Consider the following 18941-nt stretch of genomic DNA (forward strand, 5'->3'; position numbering starts at 1 on the left):
GTCGGAGGTTTTTTGCTGGCAACAGAAAGAGGTGCGATCCAGAATGGAACTATATTTCCTGGGAACTAATGCTGGTGTACCTACGCTACAGCGGAATGTAACTTCCATTGGGCTACGCATGTTGGATGAGCGCAGAGCTTTGTGGTTGTTTGACTGCGGGGAAGGAACGCAGCACCAGATTTTAAGTTCTCCGCTTAAACTAAGCAAATTGGAGAAAATATTCATTACTCACCTGCATGGTGATCATGTATTTGGACTTCCAGGGCTGCTTTCGAGCAGAGCCTATCAGGGTGGAACTACACCATTAACGGTATATGGTCCCCCAGGTACGGAACGAATGATAAGTACAACAATGGAGCTTAGCCAATCCAGGGTTAATTATGATTTGAATATCGTTGAACATACGGGCGGAGTCCTATTTGAAGATGACAGTTTTATCGTGGAAGCAGCTTTGCTTGAGCACCGGATTGACAGCTATGGGTACCGGATCACGGAAAAAGATCGTCCAGGCAGCCTGGACCCAGCCAAACTGGCGGAATATGGTTTGAAACCAGGGCCATTGTTCGGTCGGCTGAAACGTGGAGAAACCATTACGCTCGATAACGGCCATTCGCTTCGTCCTGAAGATGTATTGGGAGCCCCAAAACGCGGCATGGTGATTACCATATTGGGTGACACACGTCCATGTGACAATGTACATCCGCTTTCCTTAAATGCAGATGTACTTGTACATGAAGCTACATTCATGCATGATCTGGCCGATACAGCGCATGAGTACTATCATAGTACTTCAAAACAAGCGGCAGAAGCGGCTAGAGCAGCCAATGTAGGGCAACTGATCATGACTCACTTTAGCTCACGTTATAAGGATGAAGATCAACTGCAGCCACTTTTGGAAGAGGCGCAGTCTGTATTCCCAAATACAAGACTTGCCAATGAACATCAACTTATTCCTGTCGTGCATCGCAAGCAAGAATCTTAACCATGACTGCGAACCAGGGCACGGCTAAACACGTCACATGAAGAACCGGGAAATTGCACGGGACTGAGGGAGAGGAACTCCCGCGGTCCCTTTTGCAATCTGGTCAGAAAGCGTGTAGGATGGGCAATATGAAGAGGGAAATGATTCAAATTATTTTCCGGGAAAGCGCAGGAAATGACAAGCTTGTACAGAAGGCGCGCGAGTTAAACCGTCGGTGTTCGATCTGGTTCGACTTGTTGCGTGCATATGCCAGCAAGCCCATATTTTTTGCCTGAATACATAGGTTCGCGTTAAAGTTTGAGATAAATGATTAAGGACATGAAATGTTAATGGAATAAAGAAAGGAAGTGCTGTGTGTGATTAAGGCCTATCTGATTGACTTGGATGGTACGCTCTATCATGGCAGACATCGTATCGAAGGAGCCGATCAGCTTATTCGAACACTGCAAGAGCTAGGGAAACCGTATTTATTTGTAACGAATAACTCTTCCCGTACCCCACAAGGCGTGGCAGATCATCTGAACGGGATGGGGATACCTGCGGATGCGTCTGAAGTATGTACTTCTGCAGTGGCAGCTGCTGAATACGTTGCAGAAGAGTCACCGGGTGCGAAAGTGGCCTGTATTGGAGAAACAGGACTGCTGCAAGCCATAAAAGAAGCAGGGCTACAGTTGACGGAAGATGCCCCAGATTACGTCATACAAGGGATTGATCGTGAATTTTCCTATCAGAAATTGACCAAGGCTCTCCGGTGGATTAATGAGGGATCAAAATTCATCATGACCAACCCGGACTTGCAGCTCCCTTCGGATGATGGGCTGACACCCGGAGCTGGAACGATCGGAGCAGCAATTGAAGCCGCAACCGGCGTTCATCCTACCGTTATTGGCAAGCCATCGAGCGTTATAATGAAGTCAGCCATTAGCCGGCTGAACTTGGCGTCTCATGAAGTGGCAGTAATCGGAGACAATATGCGTACCGATATTGCAGCGGGGGTGGCAGCAGGATGTGAGACATTGCTGGTTCTTACCGGTGTGACAACACGGGATAATATGGATGGACACATTCAAGCAGCCAAGGCTCGACCTGATCATGTGTTTGAAGATTTGCATAAATTGATGGAGTGGCTGTCGCAACAGACAGACCAAGCTTCCAAAAAGGGGTAATGTATGATGCCGGAACTGCCGGAAATGGAAAATTACCGGGCCTTGCTGTCCGAGAAAATACTTGATCTACCGATTACAGGTGTTGTAATTAATCGCGATAAAACGATAAATACGGAACCTGATCTGTTCATCAGTGAACTTACAGGCAATCGCATCATATTTGTTGAGCGCCGAGCGAAGCATCTGATTTTCCACTTGGCCAATGGCAAACGTCTGGTCCTGCACCTCATGTTGGGCGGTATGATTTTCTGGGGCACGGAAGAGGAGCGCCCTGATCGTTCCACACAGGTGGAAATCCAGTTTGGAGATCACATTTTATTCTTCATCGGTCTGCGCTTGGGGTACTTACATCTGCTTACCTCAAAAGAAACCGAAGAAGCGATGTCTGATCTTGGACCTGAACCTCTGGATCGACGGATGAGCGTTGAACGTTTTGCTTCTCTGTTAAAAGGTCGTCGGGGTACGCTTAAGACGACTTTGGTGAACCAGCATATTATTGCGGGGATCGGCAACTGTTATTCCGATGAGATTGCTTTTGCTGCAGGTCTGAGACCAAGCTCCAAAACGCAGAACATTGCGAGTTCGCCGGAGCTGACGGAGCGCTTGTTCCATTCGATGCAGTCCGTGCTTCGCGAAGCAGCTTCTGAGGGTGGTTATATGGAAATGCCACTGATGCAAGGGGACACCAAAACAGGAAGCTTTGACGAGCAATGTCGGGTGTACGACCGTGAAGGGGAGACTTGTCCACGTTGTGGGGGAACCATTGAACGAGTGGAAATTACGGGCAAGAAGGCATTCTTCTGTCCGAAATGCCAGCATGAGGCCTAGATCCGGAATCGGGGCACATGTCAGTACCAGAGGCGGATTTCTTCAGGCTGCCAAAAGAGCACATGCGATGGGGGCAACGGCATTTCAGTATTTTCCGAAAAACCCGCGTAGTCTCAGCCTGAAAAGTCTGGATCTCAAGGATGCTGAGCAGTGCAGGGATTGGTGTGAACAGCAGGGACTTGCTTCCATTGCACATTCCCCCTATCCCACGAATCCGGCGTTGGGCATGACCCGTGGAGAGGCGGGGTTTCATGCTACGATAGCATCTATTCGCAATGACCTTGAAATTTCAAATGCTTGCGGTTCTGTCGGGACGGTGGTCCATTTTGGACATATCAAAACGAGCGATCCGCTGGAGGGCTATCAAAACCTGATACATTGTCTGGATACCGCCTTGGAAAATTGGGATGGTCATTCGAAAGTGCTGCTTGAAAATCAGGCAGGTGATCATGGCCCGATGGGCACTACAATGGAGGAAATGATACAGATTCGCAAATTAAGCCGATATCCGGAGCATATTGCTTTTTGTTTTGACACATGCCATGCTTTTGCTTCAGGTTTGTGGTCTTCAGGCAACGAAGCGGCGATGCTCGATAAGGGCAGGGTGCTGGGATACTGGGATGATGTTGCTGCTGTACATTTTAATGATTCCAAATATGCGTCTGGTTCGTGTAAGGATAGACATGCGAGGATCGGACAGGGTTATCTCGGGTACGATTCGATGAAAGCATTGTTAAATGCACCTGAGTTCCGAAAGGCGGTTGTTGTGCTCGAAACCGAAGCGGGCGAAGATGGAACGCACCGTGATGATATAGCGCTCATGCGTTCCTGGTTATAATAGGGAGAGGAGCGATTGTATGCATGTTTTTTTGGATGACTATCGGGCGTGTCCGAAAGGATTTGTTCTGGCAACGAATGCAGAAGAGTGCTTGATGCTGCTAAGAGAAGGTGACGTGGACATTTTGTCTCTGGATTATGAGCTTGGTCCGGATTCACCGAGTGGCGGTGAGGTTGCGGCATCCATAGTACGAGAAGGGTTGTTTCCGCGCGAGATCTATTTGCATACGTCCAGTATGTTTGGGAAACGTCAGATGTACGAGATGTTATATAGCAATAAACCCGATTCGGTAACCATTCATAATGGTCCAATGACGGGTGAGGTCATGCTGCGTGTTGCTGCGGGAGAAGAAAGCTAATGAAGCCAATTACATCCAAAATGTTAATGCGCGGCGTATGGGAAGGCATGCCACAGGCTGTATTTATATATACACCTTTATGTGGGACATGTGCGGCAGCCCGTCGGATGTTGGAGGTCGTTGAGCACATGCTGCCAGAAGGTATTTTATCCGAAATGAACATTCATGACATTCCTGAACTTGTACAACAATTTCAAATTTCAAGCGTACCAGCCGTGATGCTGTTTGACGGCCAGCAAGATGTTCCAAAAATGGTTTATCGGATGAGCTCTGTAGAGCACTTGCTCTCTGAGATCCGGAAGGCGGTGCTGAAATGAGTATAATTTCAATGGAACATGTCTCACTTAGACGAGAAGAGAATCAGATTTTGGATAACGTACATTTGCGCATCGAACAAGGTGAACATTGGGTTATTCTAGGTCGGAATGGTTCTGGCAAAACAACATTACTGGAAATGATGAACGGATATATGTTTCCAAGCCAGGGACGTATTGAAGTACTTGGTAATCTGTATGGACAATGTGACGTCAGGGAAGTTCGTAAGGAAATCGGTTATATCAGCCAAACGTTGATTGAGAAATTAACACCCCGAGATCCGGTATGGGAGGTCGTCGCTACAGGAGCGTACGCTTTTTTGCGTTTTTATCAGACGATTCCTGATGAAGTGAAAGCCAAGGCGATGAGTTTGTTGGATGATATGGGCTTTGCCAACCTGGCTAACAACCCGCTTGGAACGTTATCCCAGGGAGAGCGCAAAAAAGTCATGCTTGCTCGTTCATTAATGGCTGAGCCAAAATTGCTGATTATGGACGAGCCTTGTGCCGGGCTAGACTTATATGAACGTGAGAAAATGCTGGCCGAGATTGATCGTCTGCGCCAGCGTAACATTACAGTTGTGTATGTAACACATCATGTTGAAGAGATCGTACCTTTGTTTACGCATGTGGCCTTGATCCGCGATGGACGTATTGCTGCGGCAGGCCCCAAGCATGAAGTTTTGACACAAGATACAATTAAGCATACGTACGATGTCCCGGTCGATATCCAGTGGGATGACGGTCGTCCGTGGATACGCGTACGTTCTGGAGGGTAACACAATTTGAGTACACAATCGTCTTGGGAAGAAGGCAACTTCTCCCGTTTTATATGCACAGCCAATCATGGCTTTGCCCCTTATGCTCAGGAAGAGTTGCGCCGCACGTTTGGTGCGGTCAAGAGCACGGTACTCGTACCAGGAGAAATTTTGCTTGCGGGTCTGCCTGTAGCGGAAGAAGAAGTTGCAAGTAAGCTGTGGGAAGAGTATCCAACGTTTTTACGTCATATTCAGCCTGTTCAGTTTCAGGAGAATACAGAAGATTCGGAACAGTCTATTGAGAAATTGATTGCATTCGTTCTGAATCATAAGGAATTGTCCGGCATCCCTGTCGTACTGCAGGTACGGAAGACAGAAGGATCCTTTTGGCAAGAAAATGCGGCCTCATTGAAGCAATTGCTGACAGAAAAGCTGGATGAGCTAGGTTGTGAATGGGTCGTACGTGATGCTGAATATGTCATTTCCGTATTTGCTGCGAATGATATGTTGTATGCTGGCGTATCCAGACCTGAACAGAATCTGTCAGACTGGAACGGGGGAGCCGTACGTTTTCAAAAAGAAGACGGACAGATTTCGCGGGCTAAGTTCAAATTACTTGAAGCTGAGCAAACGTTTGGTATTGACTTTACTTCCTTTCATAAAGCACTCGATATCGGTGCAGCACCAGGCGGATGGACCTCGTTCCTGCTTGAACGCGGGCTTGAAGTAACGGCGGTAGATCCGGCGAAGATGGATCCGACCCTGCTGGCATCACCCAAACTGACTTTCTTGAAAAAAAATGCAGGGGATGTTCGTTTCCGCGAAGGAGAATTCGATTTGCTCGTATGTGATATGAGTTGGAGTCCCAAACTGATGAGCCGACTTGTATCGGATCTTCTGTATAGCCTGCAGCCCGGGGGAACAGCCATCGTTACCGTGAAGTTATTGCATAAAAAGCCGCTCGCGCTCATTAAAGATGTAATTGATACATTTGAGCGTTCACGAATGCAGATTCAACGTTCTAAGCAGTTGTTCCATAACCGCGAAGAGATTACACTTTATATGGTCAAATATTAAGAAATTGATTCGATTAAGCTCATTAAATTTTGTGCTTTACAATCTATTCCTGCCTATACTATAATGATACCAATATTAACCATAACAAACCTGAGGGAAAGCATCCCGAAGTGAACGAAACCGGATATCCGGTCTGTTCTTCTTCGGTGAAGCTTTCCCTTTTTTGTTGTGTATTGAAGGAGGAATTAATATGAGACATCCGGCGAGGCTGGAACAAGGAAGCCTGCTGGGAGGTAGATATCGTATCGTATCCATTCTGGGTACAGGCGGAATGAGCCATGTATACGAGGCGGAGGATCTGAAGTTGCCAGGCAAGATTTGGGCAATTAAAGAAAGCGTAACGGATATGCCATATGAAGGCAGTATGGAGACGGAGGCAGCGCTGCTGACATCTCTTCGCCATCCAAGATTGCCGCAAATCGTTGATTTTTTTGTCCCGGATGAAGATGGGTACACGTACTTGGTGATGGAATACATCGAAGGATTAACGCTCAGTGAGTATTTCAAGCAGTGTCGTGGGAAGATCCCGATGGAGCAGTTGACGGAGCTTGTCCTTCAATTGCTGGATGTGTTGAGTTATCTGCATAATCTGAATCCGCCTGTGATCTATAGGGATCTGAAACCATCAAACATCATGATCACGCCGGAACATGAAGTAAGATTAATTGATTTTGGCATCGCCAGAAGCTACAAAAAACAAAGTGTAGAAGATACGGTCAAGTTGGGAACAGCTGGTTTCGCCGCACCTGAACAATATGGCTCAGGTCAGACCGATGCCCGTTCAGATCTATACGGACTTGGTGCATTGCTCCTGTATCTTATGACAAGTGGGGCGTATACGGAATGGATTCAGGGTGTGGAAAGCTCTATCCGAAGTGATGTTCCGCGGACATACATCCCTGTGGCGAGAAGACTGTTAAGGTATAATGCCGAAGAGCGATTCCAATCTGCCGATGAGGTACGGAAGGAACTGCTCCGAATACCCGGGGGAATAACGCCCAGTGGAGATACGACGATGACCTTGAATGGCGGAACAAGAGTTATTGCCCTGACTGGTGCTTCACCTGGTGTAGGGGTTACTCACACAGCCATAGCTATTAGTCATTATCTAGAAAGGAAAAACTTCAAAGTAGCTGTGATTGAAATGTCACCTCGTTCTCAATCCTTTGCAAGAATCCAACAAATCGCACAAGCGGGTAAACCGGTGCCTGTAGGCAGACAGTTTGCAGTGGATGGTGTGCATTATTGGAAACAATCCGGACGAGCGGATATTTTATCTTTGCTTGGGGGGAGCTATCAATTCATCGTGATGGACCTCGGCAGTGGTCAGGACCAGAATAGGTTGGAAGAATTCCTGCGTGCAGATCTACCGATTGTTATAGGCTCAGGTGCCGAATGGAGACAGGCGGAGATTGGCGCTTTTGTTCGATCCCATCATCGGTATCCACGAGATAAATGGATATATTGTCTGCCCCTGGCAGCAAGTGAAGCTGTTCAGCGTATTCGTAAAGCACTGGACACAACAAGTGTATACGGTTTGCCGTTACACATTGATCCTTTTGACAAGGACGTACAGATGGATAAAGTGTTTTCTCATATTTTAACGCATATGATGGCACAGCAGCCCAAGAAACGTTCGTTCTTTTCACGAAGGAAAGTACATGATTAGAGGAGATTACGAAAGGAGAGCCTCTGTTGTCTAAATTAAGAAAACAAAGCCGTCAACTGATCTATGCCGGGCTTATCGGAGCAGGAACTATAGGGTTGGTGTTCGGAGGATATGTTATTTATAATGTCAAAACGATGGGTGATGTCAGGTCAGCCGTAGAAGCCCGTTATTTATCAGCATATGAGGAAAAGGAAGCTGAATTAAAGCAGCAATGGAATTCGGGAGCACAAGGCTGGGTTACGATTCGGGATATCGAAGCAGGTGAACCGATATTGCCTGAAGATCTGAAGCTTCTTGCAGTCCCGGACGCACAGGCGCCGCGAAACCTCTGGTCCAGTACCAAGCAAATGGAAGGCCAAGTGGCCAAAATAGAGTTGAAAAAGGGAACAGCCATTACCACCGAAATGGTATATGAGGATACGCCGGCTCCGCCTGATTTAAGAAATCGAGAGCTGCAAGTTGTCCTACTGCCGTCTTCACTCGTTAAAGGAGATATTATTGATGTGCGTATCCAGTTCCCCACAGGACAAGATTATGTTCTCTTATCGAAGAAGAAAGTGGAACGACTAAACGCAGCTACCTTATGGATTACGATGACGGAGGAAGAGATTCTGTCACTCTCAAGTGCAATAGTAGATGCCTATTTACATAAAGCTTCAATCTATGCCTTAACCTATGTAGAACCACAATTTCAGACACCTGCAATCGCGACGTACCCTGCCAATTCAGAAGTGTTAAAACTGCTGGAGAGTGATCCGAATATTGTTCGACGAGCCGAGCAGGAGTTATCCAGACAGGTTCGAAGTTCGCTTGAAAGTTCTCTGGCTGCCTCCATGACAGCACCGTCAAAAGGGGTAGAACAGGATGTGGCACAATCCTCAGTTACTTATAACAGTCGTCCATCAGCGAATAATCCGGCAACATCAGATGGAGTGATGTGGAATGATGGATCAGGAAACGGAGCAGGGGCTGTTACGGAAAGCATGGATAATTCTGCTCAAGCTTCACAATCAGATGAACAGCAGAGTCTGCTAACGGGTGGAGAGTAGGCACCCATACGAAGATTTCACTGAGTAATTCATATAACAAAGAGTTTGAGAAAAGAAAGGGAGTTAAGCATACATGCATACATGGATCTTTGCAGGTTTATGTGAGAAGAATGATCTGATGCTGTATCTGTGCAAGATATTGGCTTCGACAGGCAACAAGGTCTTGCTTGTAGATGGAACCTTACAACAGAAGTATGGGCACGGTGTAGGGGACAGTCAGCAATCTTTGCGAATTACGGAATTTGAAGGATTTGATATCGCTTGTCATTTTGTCACTTCATCGGCAGTAGAGAATCATCTTGAAGTAAATGGCGAGCGATTGGATAGTTATGACTATGTGTTATATGACATGGAGACCTCCCACTTTGCTTCGCGCAATCTTTGGTTAAGCGCCGATGTAAGAGTCTGGGTGAGTGATTATGAGCGTTACAATCTGGAACGTGGCAAAGGCTGGTTAAAACGGTTGCTTGAAGAACAGTCATTACCTGTTGAGTTGTCATTCCAGCGTATTTTGATCAATGGGGTAGACTGCAAGCTTGAAGCTCGTTATCTGTGGGCGTATCTGGAAGGTAGCCCGTTTGGTTGGACAGGAGAATCTTTAGTGCTTCCGTGGGATGAGTTAACAGCGGCGGTTAAGCTTGAGAATGAGCATCATCGCAGAGTTCTTCTTGGTCCTCTATCCCGAAATTACAAAAAGTCGTTATGTCGCGTGGTCGAGCAGTTAACAGGTTGGGAAAGTGTTCGCAGTCGTCGGGCAATGAAAGAAGCAGAAAGGATGAGAGCATGAGTACCATTACCTTTTGGAGTCCTTTTGCAGGATCAGGTTGCACCTCAAGCACATTAATTAGTGCCTATGCAATGGCACTTCACTATAGGACAAGGGTGTTACTTGTTAATGCAGGCCTTGTCGGAACTGGCACAGAAGCTGCTCTGCCATCTAATGAGACGGATTCCACAGATTCTGTGTTTACCTTCGAAGAGGGCGGCTGGGATGCGGTTGAACGGCTGCATTCGAGCGGAAGTCTGAACAAGCACAATCTCAGGGATTATACCAAGCCACTTCTGAAGGAAAGACTTGATTTCCTGACTGGAAGAATGAATGAGATGGAACGTTCTCCGCAGGAACATGGTGAGACGGTGAAAAAGTTACTGAACGTAGCTAACGAATATTATGATCTGGTTCTTCTGGATGCGGATCAATCCGGTGTGGACTCGCAGCTCATGCTGCAACAGGCGGACTATGTTGTAATAAACCTTGATCAAAATATGCGAAATTTGGAGTTGTTTTTTGAAAAGATCCTGCCAGAACGAATGAACTATCAGAATATGCATGTTGTAATTAACAAATACGATCCGCATTCACGTGCAACCATTTCCAATATTCGACGCCGATTCAAATACAAGGGGACGATATCTGCTATACCGTATACAACCGGATATCTGGATGCAATGAACCGGCGAGATGTTGCTAAGTACTTGCAGTTGGAGAGTTTGAGTGAAAATAAGGATACTCGCAAAGGGAGCTTCGCTGCAAGCATGAGCGGACTCGCTCGCCTGATTATGGACGGCGCAGGTATGCGCACGGTTCTGAAGAGGCTGGAAAGGGGAGCCTGAACCTCCGATGATCTGGAATACCATATGGATAAGTTTAATTTTGATTCTATGCCTGACATACCTCTGGTTTAAGTATAGAACTTTTCTTCGTGAAAAGAATGCTCGTGTTCCTGAACAGGAATCATTCACAATTGACATATTGATTGAGAAGGTGAAGAACTCACTTCATGAGCTTAGTCATAGTCAACTCGCGGATGCAGGTCTGCACGAAGAAGAATATCGTCGAAGAATCAATCAACGTGCCGAGATGAGAAAAGCCCTGAAAGGCTGTGTCTCCGGCAGTATCAGCGACAAAACATATGTCAAAAACCTGATAGGAGATCTGTTGATTCGAAGTATAGGTCTGAACAAATCGAATGTAGATGAAGTTATTTTGTTCGCTGAACCTGATTTGTTGACGATCCGGGACCGATTTGAAATTGTGTTCTATCTGTACCGACAGCAATTCGGTGTGGATGCTCTTTCCCGAATGATTGATACCTACGATCTTGGCAGGCTGAGAATGGAGGAAGGTTCAGACGATGGAGGGAGTTATTATATCTCCGAAGAGGATATTCAGTATGTGTTCGAGTGCGAATATCGAGAGCTTGGATTCAGAGAAAAGACAGATATCATTGTGCAACGTATCTATCAACATTACAAAGGGTTCTCGATTGTTGATGAAATAAGGGACCAACGTATTGACGGCGTTAGCGGTGGTGTCAGCGGTATGCTGGATACTGTTCATAATATGGGACTTCGAATACCGGCATCATGGAATGATTTGCTGGACCAAGGACTCGAGGATGATGCACATGAAGAACCACTGAGTGGGATGGAAAGTGTCTGGATTTTTTATAAAGGTAAGTCCATCCACCTGTCCTTTCTGTCATTCGGCAGCATTAGGGAACTGAAACGGGTCTGCCAGAACATATACAAATACAATTATCCGGGACAGTTGTCGGAAGCGAGTGGGTACAAGGTGAACGAGATGAAAGACGGCTCACGAGTCGTAGTGGTTCGTCCTCCTTTTGCAGAATCCTGGGCATTCTTCGTCCGAAAGTTCGATATTCCGAATGCTTCACTTGAACAACTGATTACGGGTAACAACGCAGAACTGCCAATAATATTGCTTCAATATCTGATGAAAGGAAGCCGGATTACAGCTGTAACCGGGGCACAGGGGTCTGGCAAAACAACGTTGCTTATGGCTATGGTCAAACACATCTATGCATCGTATACCCTTCGGGTTCAGGAGATGGCGTTCGAACTTCAATTAAGACGGATCTACAGCCGACGTAATATTTTGAGTTTCCGAGAGACCGAACATATTTCAGGTCAACAAGGGCTTGATTTGCAGAAAAAAACGGATGGTACCGTAAATATTCTTGGTGAGGTTGCGAGTGATGAAGTGGCTGCATGGATGATTCAAATGTCCCAGGTTGCCAGTCTGTTCACCCTGTTTACACACCATGCCAAAACTTTTCGGGATCTGGTCTTCTCCCTCCGTAATTCCTTGCTCAAGACAGGCATGTTCCAACATGAACATATTGCTGAGGAGCAGGTTGTAAGTGTCATTAATTTCGATGTTCATATGAAGAAAGATGCTGAGGGACGAAGATATATTGAACGTATTACGGAGTGTCTTCCTCGTGCGAATCAAGGTGACAGCGTGGAAGACAGGGCAGGTTTTGCGTTTCGTAATGTTGTGGAGTGCAGAGATGGAGCGTATGTTGCGACAGCCCCTATCTCTTCGGAAAGTATAATCGACATGCGAGAACAGATGACATTGCAGGATGCCGAGAAGTTTGAACAATTTATGGAGCAACATTGGGGTGATCAGGATGACCATTAAATGGATTCTGCTCCTCGTATTAAGTATTTGTGCAGGAGGGTTGCTGATCACGCTCTTGGTGTTAAGCTTGCTACGTCGCAGAGGAGGTGGCTCAACAAGTCAATCCGGCGTTATTCTTACGCCCAACGTGAAGGGATTCAAGGGACTGGGATCACTCTTGTTGCAGTCTTACCGCTTTGGCATGAAAGTCCCACTGCTATCATCCTATATTTTACAAGTGCAGAAGCGTATTTCATTCCGTCACGTGGGGGATGAGCCGTCACTTCGAAGAATGACGATGACAGTGGTTCTGATTATTCTGGGAGGCTATGGAGGCATAAGTGTCATTCTGTTTCTTCTGCAGCCGGGTATCGCTTTTGTAATATTGTCCGTGCTCTGTGCTGTGGTGCTAAACAGTCTAGTGCTGGATATGTGCCTCAGTCGAATGGAGAAGAGGTTGCTGGTGCAGATGTTGGACCTGTTTGCAGATGTAAGGCATCGATATCATCAGCATGGCATGGTTGAGGAAGCGCTCTATGAAGCGGCTGAAGCAGGTACAGGAGAAGCGGCTGAACAGGTCAGACTGATCTACGAAGCTCTAACTTCTCCAGATCCGAATGAAGCACTGGAGCGTTATTATGAAGTAGCTCCCAACCGTTTTCTCAAAGGATTCGCAGGTGTTTCCTATATGGTCATGGAGTTCGGAGATAAGGACAGGGCACAAGGTTCTATCTATCTTAAAGGACTGGGGAACCTGACTCAGGAGATTCATTTGGAGATTTTGCGGCGTGATAAATTAGATTATCTGCTCAAAGGACTCAACATCATCGCGCTCGCCCCTGTATTGTTCACCGCTCCAATCGAACGTTGGGCCAGAGTCAGTTTCCCAACAATGGATGAATTTTATCGCAGCAAAATCGGTTTTGTTACCAAAATATCGATCTATGTCATCATCATTCTTGCCTATTTGCTTCTGCAAAGGCTCCAGCAATACGATGAGACCCGTTACCGTTCAGGGCATAAGCATTCATGGTTGGATCAGTTTCTGTACAAGCAAACTTTCATACGGAAATTGGCGATGTTGTTTGCAGCGAAACCTGGCAGTACACAGTACAGCCAAATGATACGCCTGATGAGGGAGGGTAGTTCGGAGTTAAAATACGAATGGCTCGCCATTCGTCGAGTGATGTTATTCGCAGGTTGTTTGGTCCTTACGATGGGCTGCATCTTGCTGTTGCACCAGGTTGAACGTAATCACATCTTGTATGATCCGATAAGGGATGACCGAATGTTTGGCGCAATGGCTGAAGCGGATCTCAGGAAGGCTGAGGAAAAAACAGCGTTGGATCAATCCGTGCTGGAAAGTGTAGAAATGAACCGAGGGGCTACATACGAAGACATCTCCATAGCGTTACAGCAGTTATCTCCCGTTCAGTTGGACCACGATACACAGACTGAGACGATCACGCGGATTTTGCAGAAGCTAGAGGTGTATAACAAGCAATATGTACGCTGGTGGGAAATGATTTTAGCGATTGTCATGGGTGTAGCAGGTTATTACATGCCTGTCTGGTTGATGTTATTTCAGCGGAAAATGCGGCGTATGGATATGCGACATGAAATCTATCAATTCCAGACGGTGATTTCCATATTGCGTGAGATGGACCGGATGTCCGTCGAAGAGATATTGGAGTGGCTTAATCGATTTGCCGTCATTTTTAAACGTCCGCTGCAAAAATGTTTGTTGCATTTTGAACATGGGCCAGAGCACGCACTTGAACAATTAAAGGAAGAGGCGGGCTTGCCCGAGTTCCAGCGACTGGTTGATAAATTGCAGCTTGCCCTTGGCAAAATCTCAATCCGTGAAGCCTTCGATGATCTTGAGAGCATGATGGCCTTCTATTTTGAACAGCGCAAGCAGGAGTACAGCAAAATGATTGATGTCAAAGCATCATGGGGGAGAACCATCGGATTTACACCTATGTATGCCCTTATCTTCTTGTATCTGGTCATTCCATTGGTCGGTATGAGCTTCTTGCAAATGAACATTTATTATGAACAAATTCAGAAACTGTAACACAGTCCCTCTGTGTGGAGTCTGAAATATATTTATAACTTGGGAGGATTTAACATGAACAATGCATCAAGCGCTTTAAAGGTGGCAGCAGGGATATTTTTGACGATCGCTTTGATCACAATTGTAGTTCTGTTGTTTATTTCGGCTCAGGAGGCAACCAAGACGGCCCAGAACAATTTTGCTGATATTCAAACCGAGTTGTCCCAGGCAGCATTTACGGTATATGACGGAACAACCATCAGTGGATCACAGGTAACCAATGCGCTGCGTAAATACGCGGACAAGGATCAGTTCGGTATTCAAGTTATTACGGGTAAAAATAAAGCAGGTCAATGGTATGGCAATCAATTGAACATTTCACAGGATCTCAATAATGCGGATTACGGTTCGGTTATTGCACCTGACGATAAAGTGGGGATTATTAACCAGACCATGAGTGAAAAAGATAATCAATATGTCAATCCAAGTGGTAAATTCAAAGCGATTATCGTGAAAGACCGATCTAATGTGGTAAGAGGGCTGATCTTCCAGCAATCCTGACAGGAGTTGGTTTAAGATGTCCCCAAATACCCAGCATCTCATGTTGTTTTGTACGGCGGTTGTCCTGTTTGTGACAGCCTGCCTGTACGGGCAACAGAATGTTACGATTTTATCAGTGGCCTTAAAGGATAGAGTACAGACAACAGCAGGTATGGAAGGTCGGCTTATTACAACACTGCGTACAACCAATCCAGATCAGTATAGTGGTGCGGAAGTGCTGCACACCGTAAGGCAGATGACGGGCACAGGCATCCCTGTGGAAGTAGAAGGAAATGCGTATTTGATTGATCCGCTTGTCAATAAAGCAGCTACTATTCCTGTCCAACTCAATGCTACCTACAGACCTGAGTTTATACGAAGTGAAACTGGAGAACTGCTCAAAATTGTTTTTTGGAAGGAGGCGAGTATGAATTGATTAATGCCGCATCCAAGCTGCTTGCTGTGTTACTCGCAGTCCTTCTGCTCTATGTGTATCCAGCTGCTGAAACTGCTGATCGGCAGGATGATATAGCACGTATGACGGCTGTTCAGAATGTAACACGTCTTGTTGATGCTGTCCGAACGAAAGGGTACATTTCACCACGAATGTTGGCTGAGTTTGAGGAGCAATTGGCTCAGACGGGCAATGTGTATGAGGTGTCGATGGAACATTTGCATAAAAAATATGTACCTCATTATACGGACCCTATGGACAATAACAGTTTTACCGGGACCTACGAGGTTGTACAGGATGGATATTATTCTGCTCAGATTCGAGAGCGACTATTTCCGTCCTCAGTTGTGTTACCGGCTGATCATCCCGGCCGAAGATATACGTTGACGACAGGGGATTTTTTCACCGTGACGCTCCAAAATACAAATCGTACACCTTCCATGCTCATTCGTGAATGGCTAAGTGGTACAGCTCAGGCTTCGGCGATATTTGTCACATATGGAGGTATGGTCCTCAATGAAGATTACTGAGCTATCTATTGTATTCGTGCTGATCTTTTTTCCGCTCTTCTGGATCATCTCGCTCCATACCCAGGATGCTGAAGAGGCCCAATATCTAGGTCATCGATACAGAGCTGCACTTCAAACCGCAGTCATGGATGCAGGTGCAGTGATGCATCAGAATGAGAAGCAAAATGATGAAGCGGGTTATGATTCAACCAAGTTTGTTAAAGCGGACAAAGAGCTTGCCTTGTTAACATTTACTCAGACGTTGGCTTTAAATATGGGGATTCAGGATGATCCCGCAGCCATTCGAAGTATGTTTAATTACATTCCGGCTTTAGTTATCCTGGATTACGACGGCTATTATATGTTTTCCACAGAAATAGAGATGACAGGTAACCGCGAAGATTTTTTTCGGCAAGTATGGAGTCCCAAGAAACCTTATACATATTCCGATTCAAACGGTAGCAGTATTAACTTTACATTGGACGATTACGTGTATGCTTACGATGCAAACGCAGGAAAATGGATAGAGGGATTTCAAAAAGAACTGGCTTCTAGCACTCAGATTCCTTTGCTTCAGGATGCCGATGTATTTGAGCAGGTTAGACGAACCAGAATTGTAACCACTGTGCAGGATGATCTGGCTGATGTGATTAACCGTCATAATGAGTTTGCCAGAAAGAACGGTATTTCCTATACGTTTACGATGCCCCTGGTTTCACAGGAGGATTGGTATAACTCCATTAATGATACAGGGATTATGGCTTTTATCCAGGGAATAGCCGTGGGGGATCAGAAGATCAACAATTATGCGATTGGTGGAGGCAGACTTGTGAAGAAAACGGCCATCGTAGGTGGGGTAGATCCTTTAACGGGTATCAAGTATTACTACCCTTCCATATGTGGTAATGGTTACCGTGCCGAAGAGGTGTTCACAGATGCAAGACAAGCAGCTGCACAAGGCTATTTCGAATATAACTGCTCCAATCGTTAGAGGAGCCTGCATGACAAAATTATGGAAGAGGTTCCTGAACTGTTTACATTACTTTCAGAAAAGACAGGACCTGTGCTAGAATAGGGTTTCGGAACAATAAAAAAAAGTAATGTCTAATAGATAGGAGCAACCTCATCTTATGAGTTTATTGTCAGTAGAGAACGTGAGTCACAATTTTGGAGATCGCACGTTATTTAAAAATGTATCGTTTCGCTTACTCGCCGGAGAGCGCGTAGGACTTGTTGGTGCCAATGGTGTGGGTAAATCCACACTAATGAACATCCTTACAGGTAAATTGCTTAAAGACAGTGGAAAAGTGGAATGGACACCTAAGGTCCGTTATGGATATTTGGATCAGCACACGAAGCTTACGCCGGGCAAAACCATTCGTGACGTGCTTAAGGATGCATTCCTTCCGTTGCTTGAATTGGAAAAAGAAATGATGAATATTACAGACCAGATGGCGGATGCAGATCCAGATAAGCTGGAACAGTTGCTGGAAGAGATGGGCGATATTCAGGAACAACTGGAGCAGGGCGACTTCTATCTGATTGACGTAAAAGTGGAAGAGATGGCCAATGGTCTTGGTTTGTCCGCAATTGGTCTTGATCGTGATGTCGCAGCTCTAAGTGGGGGGCAACGTACCAAGGTGCTTCTTGCCAAGCTTCTGCTTGAGAAACCTACAGCTCTTTTGCTGGATGAGCCGACCAACTATCTGGATGTAGAGCACATTGAATGGCTGTCACGTTACCTGAAGGACTACCCGCATGCGTTTCTTCTAATCTCCCATGATACGGAATTCATGAATGAAGTCGTGAATGTCATTTATCATTTGGAATTTGCCAAATTAACGCGATATGCAGCGAACTATAACAAGTTCCTGGAGATGGCGGATATGAATAAAGCCCAGCATATTGATGCGTATGAGAAGCAGCAAGAGTACATCAAGAAGCAGGAAGATTTCATTCAGCGTAACAAAGCACGTGCTTCAACCTCAGGTCGAGCGAAGAGCCGGGAGAAGCAACTGGACAGGATTGAACGTATTGATCGTCCAGATGAGGCGGCCAAACCAACGTTCAAATTCAAGGATGCCCGCGCGAGTAGCAAAACGGTCTTTGAGGGTATTGATTTTGAAATTGGATACACGTATCCTTTGCTGCCTAAAATGACGATGACGATTGAACGTGGTGAAAAAATTGCCATTGTAGGCTGTAATGGTGTGGGTAAATCGACGCTGCTGAAAACCATCTTGGGCAAGATATCTCCACTCAGTGGAAAGACCTTTTTGGGAGATTATCTCGAAACGGCCTATTTTGAGCAGGAAGTTCGTGCTGGGAACATCACGCCGATTGAGGATGTCTGGAATGAGTTCTCACATTTGACACAGAATGAAGTCCGAGGGCATCTAGCTCGCTGTGGATTAAAAAATGAGCATATTACCCGTCCGCTTAACATGCTGAGTGGTGGAGAACAAGCCAAGGTTCGTTTGTGCAAGCTCTTGATGCGTGAGAGCAACTGGATTCTGTTCGATGAGCCGACGAACCATCTGGATGTCACAGCAAAAGCCGAGTTGCAGCGTGCCTTGCAAGAATTCAAGGGAACGGTGTTGTTGGTATCTCATGAACCTGATTTCTACGAGGGTTGGGTCACCAAAACATGGAATGTCGAAGAATGGTCTGAGAAAAACTAGACGATTCAGGGAACGTTTAATAGAATTGACGGTGACAAAAAAAACCGTCTATGGTAACATAAGCTACAACTTCATATGAACACTAGGGGGGCCGCACGATGCGGCTGAGATGGAAGAATGCGATTCCGGACCCTTTGCACCTGATCTGGATCATACCAGCGTAGGGAAGTGGCGCGCGCGTTTCAGTAAATGACCTGAGCAAACGGAAATTCGAAAGAATTTCAACTGACTGCCT

20 protein-coding genes and 1 riboswitch are annotated in these 18941 nt (G+C 46.0%); all 20 genes read left to right on the forward strand.

Going from position 1 to position 18941, the window contains the following annotated elements; translation table 11 throughout:
- The first annotated feature begins 43 nt into the window (after window positions 1-43).
- The 20 genes from rnz to AC4G47_RS12220 all read left to right on the forward strand — a co-directional run bounded on the left by rnz (window position 44) and on the right by AC4G47_RS12220 (window position 18706).
- On the forward strand, window positions 44-982 hold the full coding sequence (gene rnz, locus AC4G47_RS12125; protein WP_458122902.1) for a ribonuclease Z: 939 nt from the start codon (window positions 44-46) through the stop codon (window positions 980-982).
- Window positions 983-1110: 128 nt separating this feature from the next.
- The gene (locus AC4G47_RS12130) at window positions 1111-1257 is read left to right on the forward strand and encodes a hypothetical protein (RefSeq protein WP_186327799.1); all 147 of its coding nucleotides are present in this window, start codon (window positions 1111-1113) and stop codon (window positions 1255-1257) included.
- 81 nt (window positions 1258-1338) lie between these two features.
- Window positions 1339-2148 (forward strand): TIGR01457 family HAD-type hydrolase, encoded by an 810-nt coding sequence (locus tag AC4G47_RS12135; RefSeq protein ID WP_491106154.1) that lies wholly within the window; start codon window positions 1339-1341, stop codon window positions 2146-2148.
- A gap of 6 nt (window positions 2149-2154) precedes the next feature.
- Entirely contained in the window at window positions 2155-2976 is an 822-nt protein-coding gene (locus tag AC4G47_RS12140; RefSeq protein ID WP_491106690.1) for an Fpg/Nei family DNA glycosylase, read from the forward strand.
- Window positions 2966-3814 (forward strand): deoxyribonuclease IV, encoded by an 849-nt coding sequence (locus AC4G47_RS12145; protein ID WP_491106691.1) that lies wholly within the window; start codon window positions 2966-2968, stop codon window positions 3812-3814. The genes AC4G47_RS12140 and AC4G47_RS12145 overlap by 11 nt, the downstream gene beginning before the upstream one ends.
- 19 nt (window positions 3815-3833) lie before the next feature.
- Complete coding sequence (locus AC4G47_RS12150; protein WP_124115277.1) at window positions 3834-4172, forward strand: cyclic-phosphate processing receiver domain-containing protein; 339 nt, start codon at window positions 3834-3836, stop codon at window positions 4170-4172.
- Window positions 4172-4489, forward strand: coding sequence for a thioredoxin family protein (locus tag AC4G47_RS12155; RefSeq protein ID WP_062834898.1), 318 nt, complete (start codon window positions 4172-4174; stop codon window positions 4487-4489). Before AC4G47_RS12150 ends, AC4G47_RS12155 begins: the two co-directional genes overlap by 1 nt.
- 2 nt (window positions 4490-4491) lie before the next feature.
- The gene (locus AC4G47_RS12160; protein WP_338594986.1) at window positions 4492-5265 is read left to right on the forward strand and encodes an ABC transporter ATP-binding protein; all 774 of its coding nucleotides are present in this window, start codon (window positions 4492-4494) and stop codon (window positions 5263-5265) included.
- Window positions 5266-5271: 6 nt separating this feature from the next.
- Entirely contained in the window at window positions 5272-6321 is a 1050-nt protein-coding gene (locus AC4G47_RS12165) for a 23S rRNA (cytidine(2498)-2'-O)-methyltransferase RlmM (RefSeq protein ID WP_491106155.1), read from the forward strand.
- A gap of 190 nt (window positions 6322-6511) precedes the next feature.
- Complete coding sequence (locus AC4G47_RS12170; protein ID WP_491106156.1) at window positions 6512-7990, forward strand: serine/threonine protein kinase; 1479 nt, start codon at window positions 6512-6514, stop codon at window positions 7988-7990.
- Window positions 7991-8016: 26 nt separating this feature from the next.
- Window positions 8017-9039 carry an SAF domain-containing protein gene (locus AC4G47_RS12175; RefSeq protein WP_458122897.1) on the forward strand — a complete coding sequence of 341 codons (1023 nt, stop codon included), beginning with the start codon at window positions 8017-8019 and terminating at the stop codon, window positions 9037-9039.
- 73 nt (window positions 9040-9112) lie between these two features.
- Window positions 9113-9826 carry a hypothetical protein gene (locus tag AC4G47_RS12180; RefSeq protein WP_491106157.1) on the forward strand — a complete coding sequence of 238 codons (714 nt, stop codon included), beginning with the start codon at window positions 9113-9115 and terminating at the stop codon, window positions 9824-9826.
- Window positions 9823-10653, forward strand: a complete 831-nt coding sequence (locus AC4G47_RS12185; protein WP_491106158.1) for a CpaE/TadZ family protein — start codon at window positions 9823-9825, stop codon at window positions 10651-10653. The genes AC4G47_RS12180 and AC4G47_RS12185 overlap by 4 nt, the downstream gene beginning before the upstream one ends.
- A 7-nt stretch (window positions 10654-10660) precedes the next feature.
- Window positions 10661-12487, forward strand: coding sequence for a pilus assembly protein CpaF (locus AC4G47_RS12190; protein WP_491106159.1), 1827 nt, complete (start codon window positions 10661-10663; stop codon window positions 12485-12487).
- Window positions 12477-14543 carry a hypothetical protein gene (locus tag AC4G47_RS12195; RefSeq protein ID WP_491106160.1) on the forward strand — a complete coding sequence of 689 codons (2067 nt, stop codon included), beginning with the start codon at window positions 12477-12479 and terminating at the stop codon, window positions 14541-14543. The genes AC4G47_RS12190 and AC4G47_RS12195 overlap by 11 nt, the downstream gene beginning before the upstream one ends.
- Window positions 14544-14597: 54 nt before the next feature.
- Entirely contained in the window at window positions 14598-15083 is a 486-nt protein-coding gene (locus AC4G47_RS12200; RefSeq protein ID WP_062834890.1) for a hypothetical protein, read from the forward strand.
- A 16-nt stretch (window positions 15084-15099) separates the two neighbouring features.
- Window positions 15100-15498, forward strand: coding sequence for a hypothetical protein (locus AC4G47_RS12205; protein ID WP_491106161.1), 399 nt, complete (start codon window positions 15100-15102; stop codon window positions 15496-15498).
- A complete protein-coding gene (locus tag AC4G47_RS12210; protein WP_491106162.1) occupies window positions 15495-16046 on the forward strand; it encodes a hypothetical protein in 552 nt (183 codons plus the stop codon). The genes AC4G47_RS12205 and AC4G47_RS12210 overlap by 4 nt, the downstream gene beginning before the upstream one ends.
- Entirely contained in the window at window positions 16033-17016 is a 984-nt protein-coding gene (locus AC4G47_RS12215; protein WP_491106163.1) for a hypothetical protein, read from the forward strand. Before AC4G47_RS12210 ends, AC4G47_RS12215 begins: the two co-directional genes overlap by 14 nt.
- Window positions 17017-17155: 139 nt before the next feature.
- Entirely contained in the window at window positions 17156-18706 is a 1551-nt protein-coding gene (locus tag AC4G47_RS12220) for an ABC-F family ATP-binding cassette domain-containing protein (protein WP_036613631.1), read from the forward strand.
- 74 nt (window positions 18707-18780) lie between these two features.
- Window positions 18781-18890, forward strand: a riboswitch (TPP riboswitch).
- Window positions 18891-18941: the final 51 nt, after the last annotated feature.

It is taken from the genome of Paenibacillus sp. Negev47 (assembly GCF_058313655.1).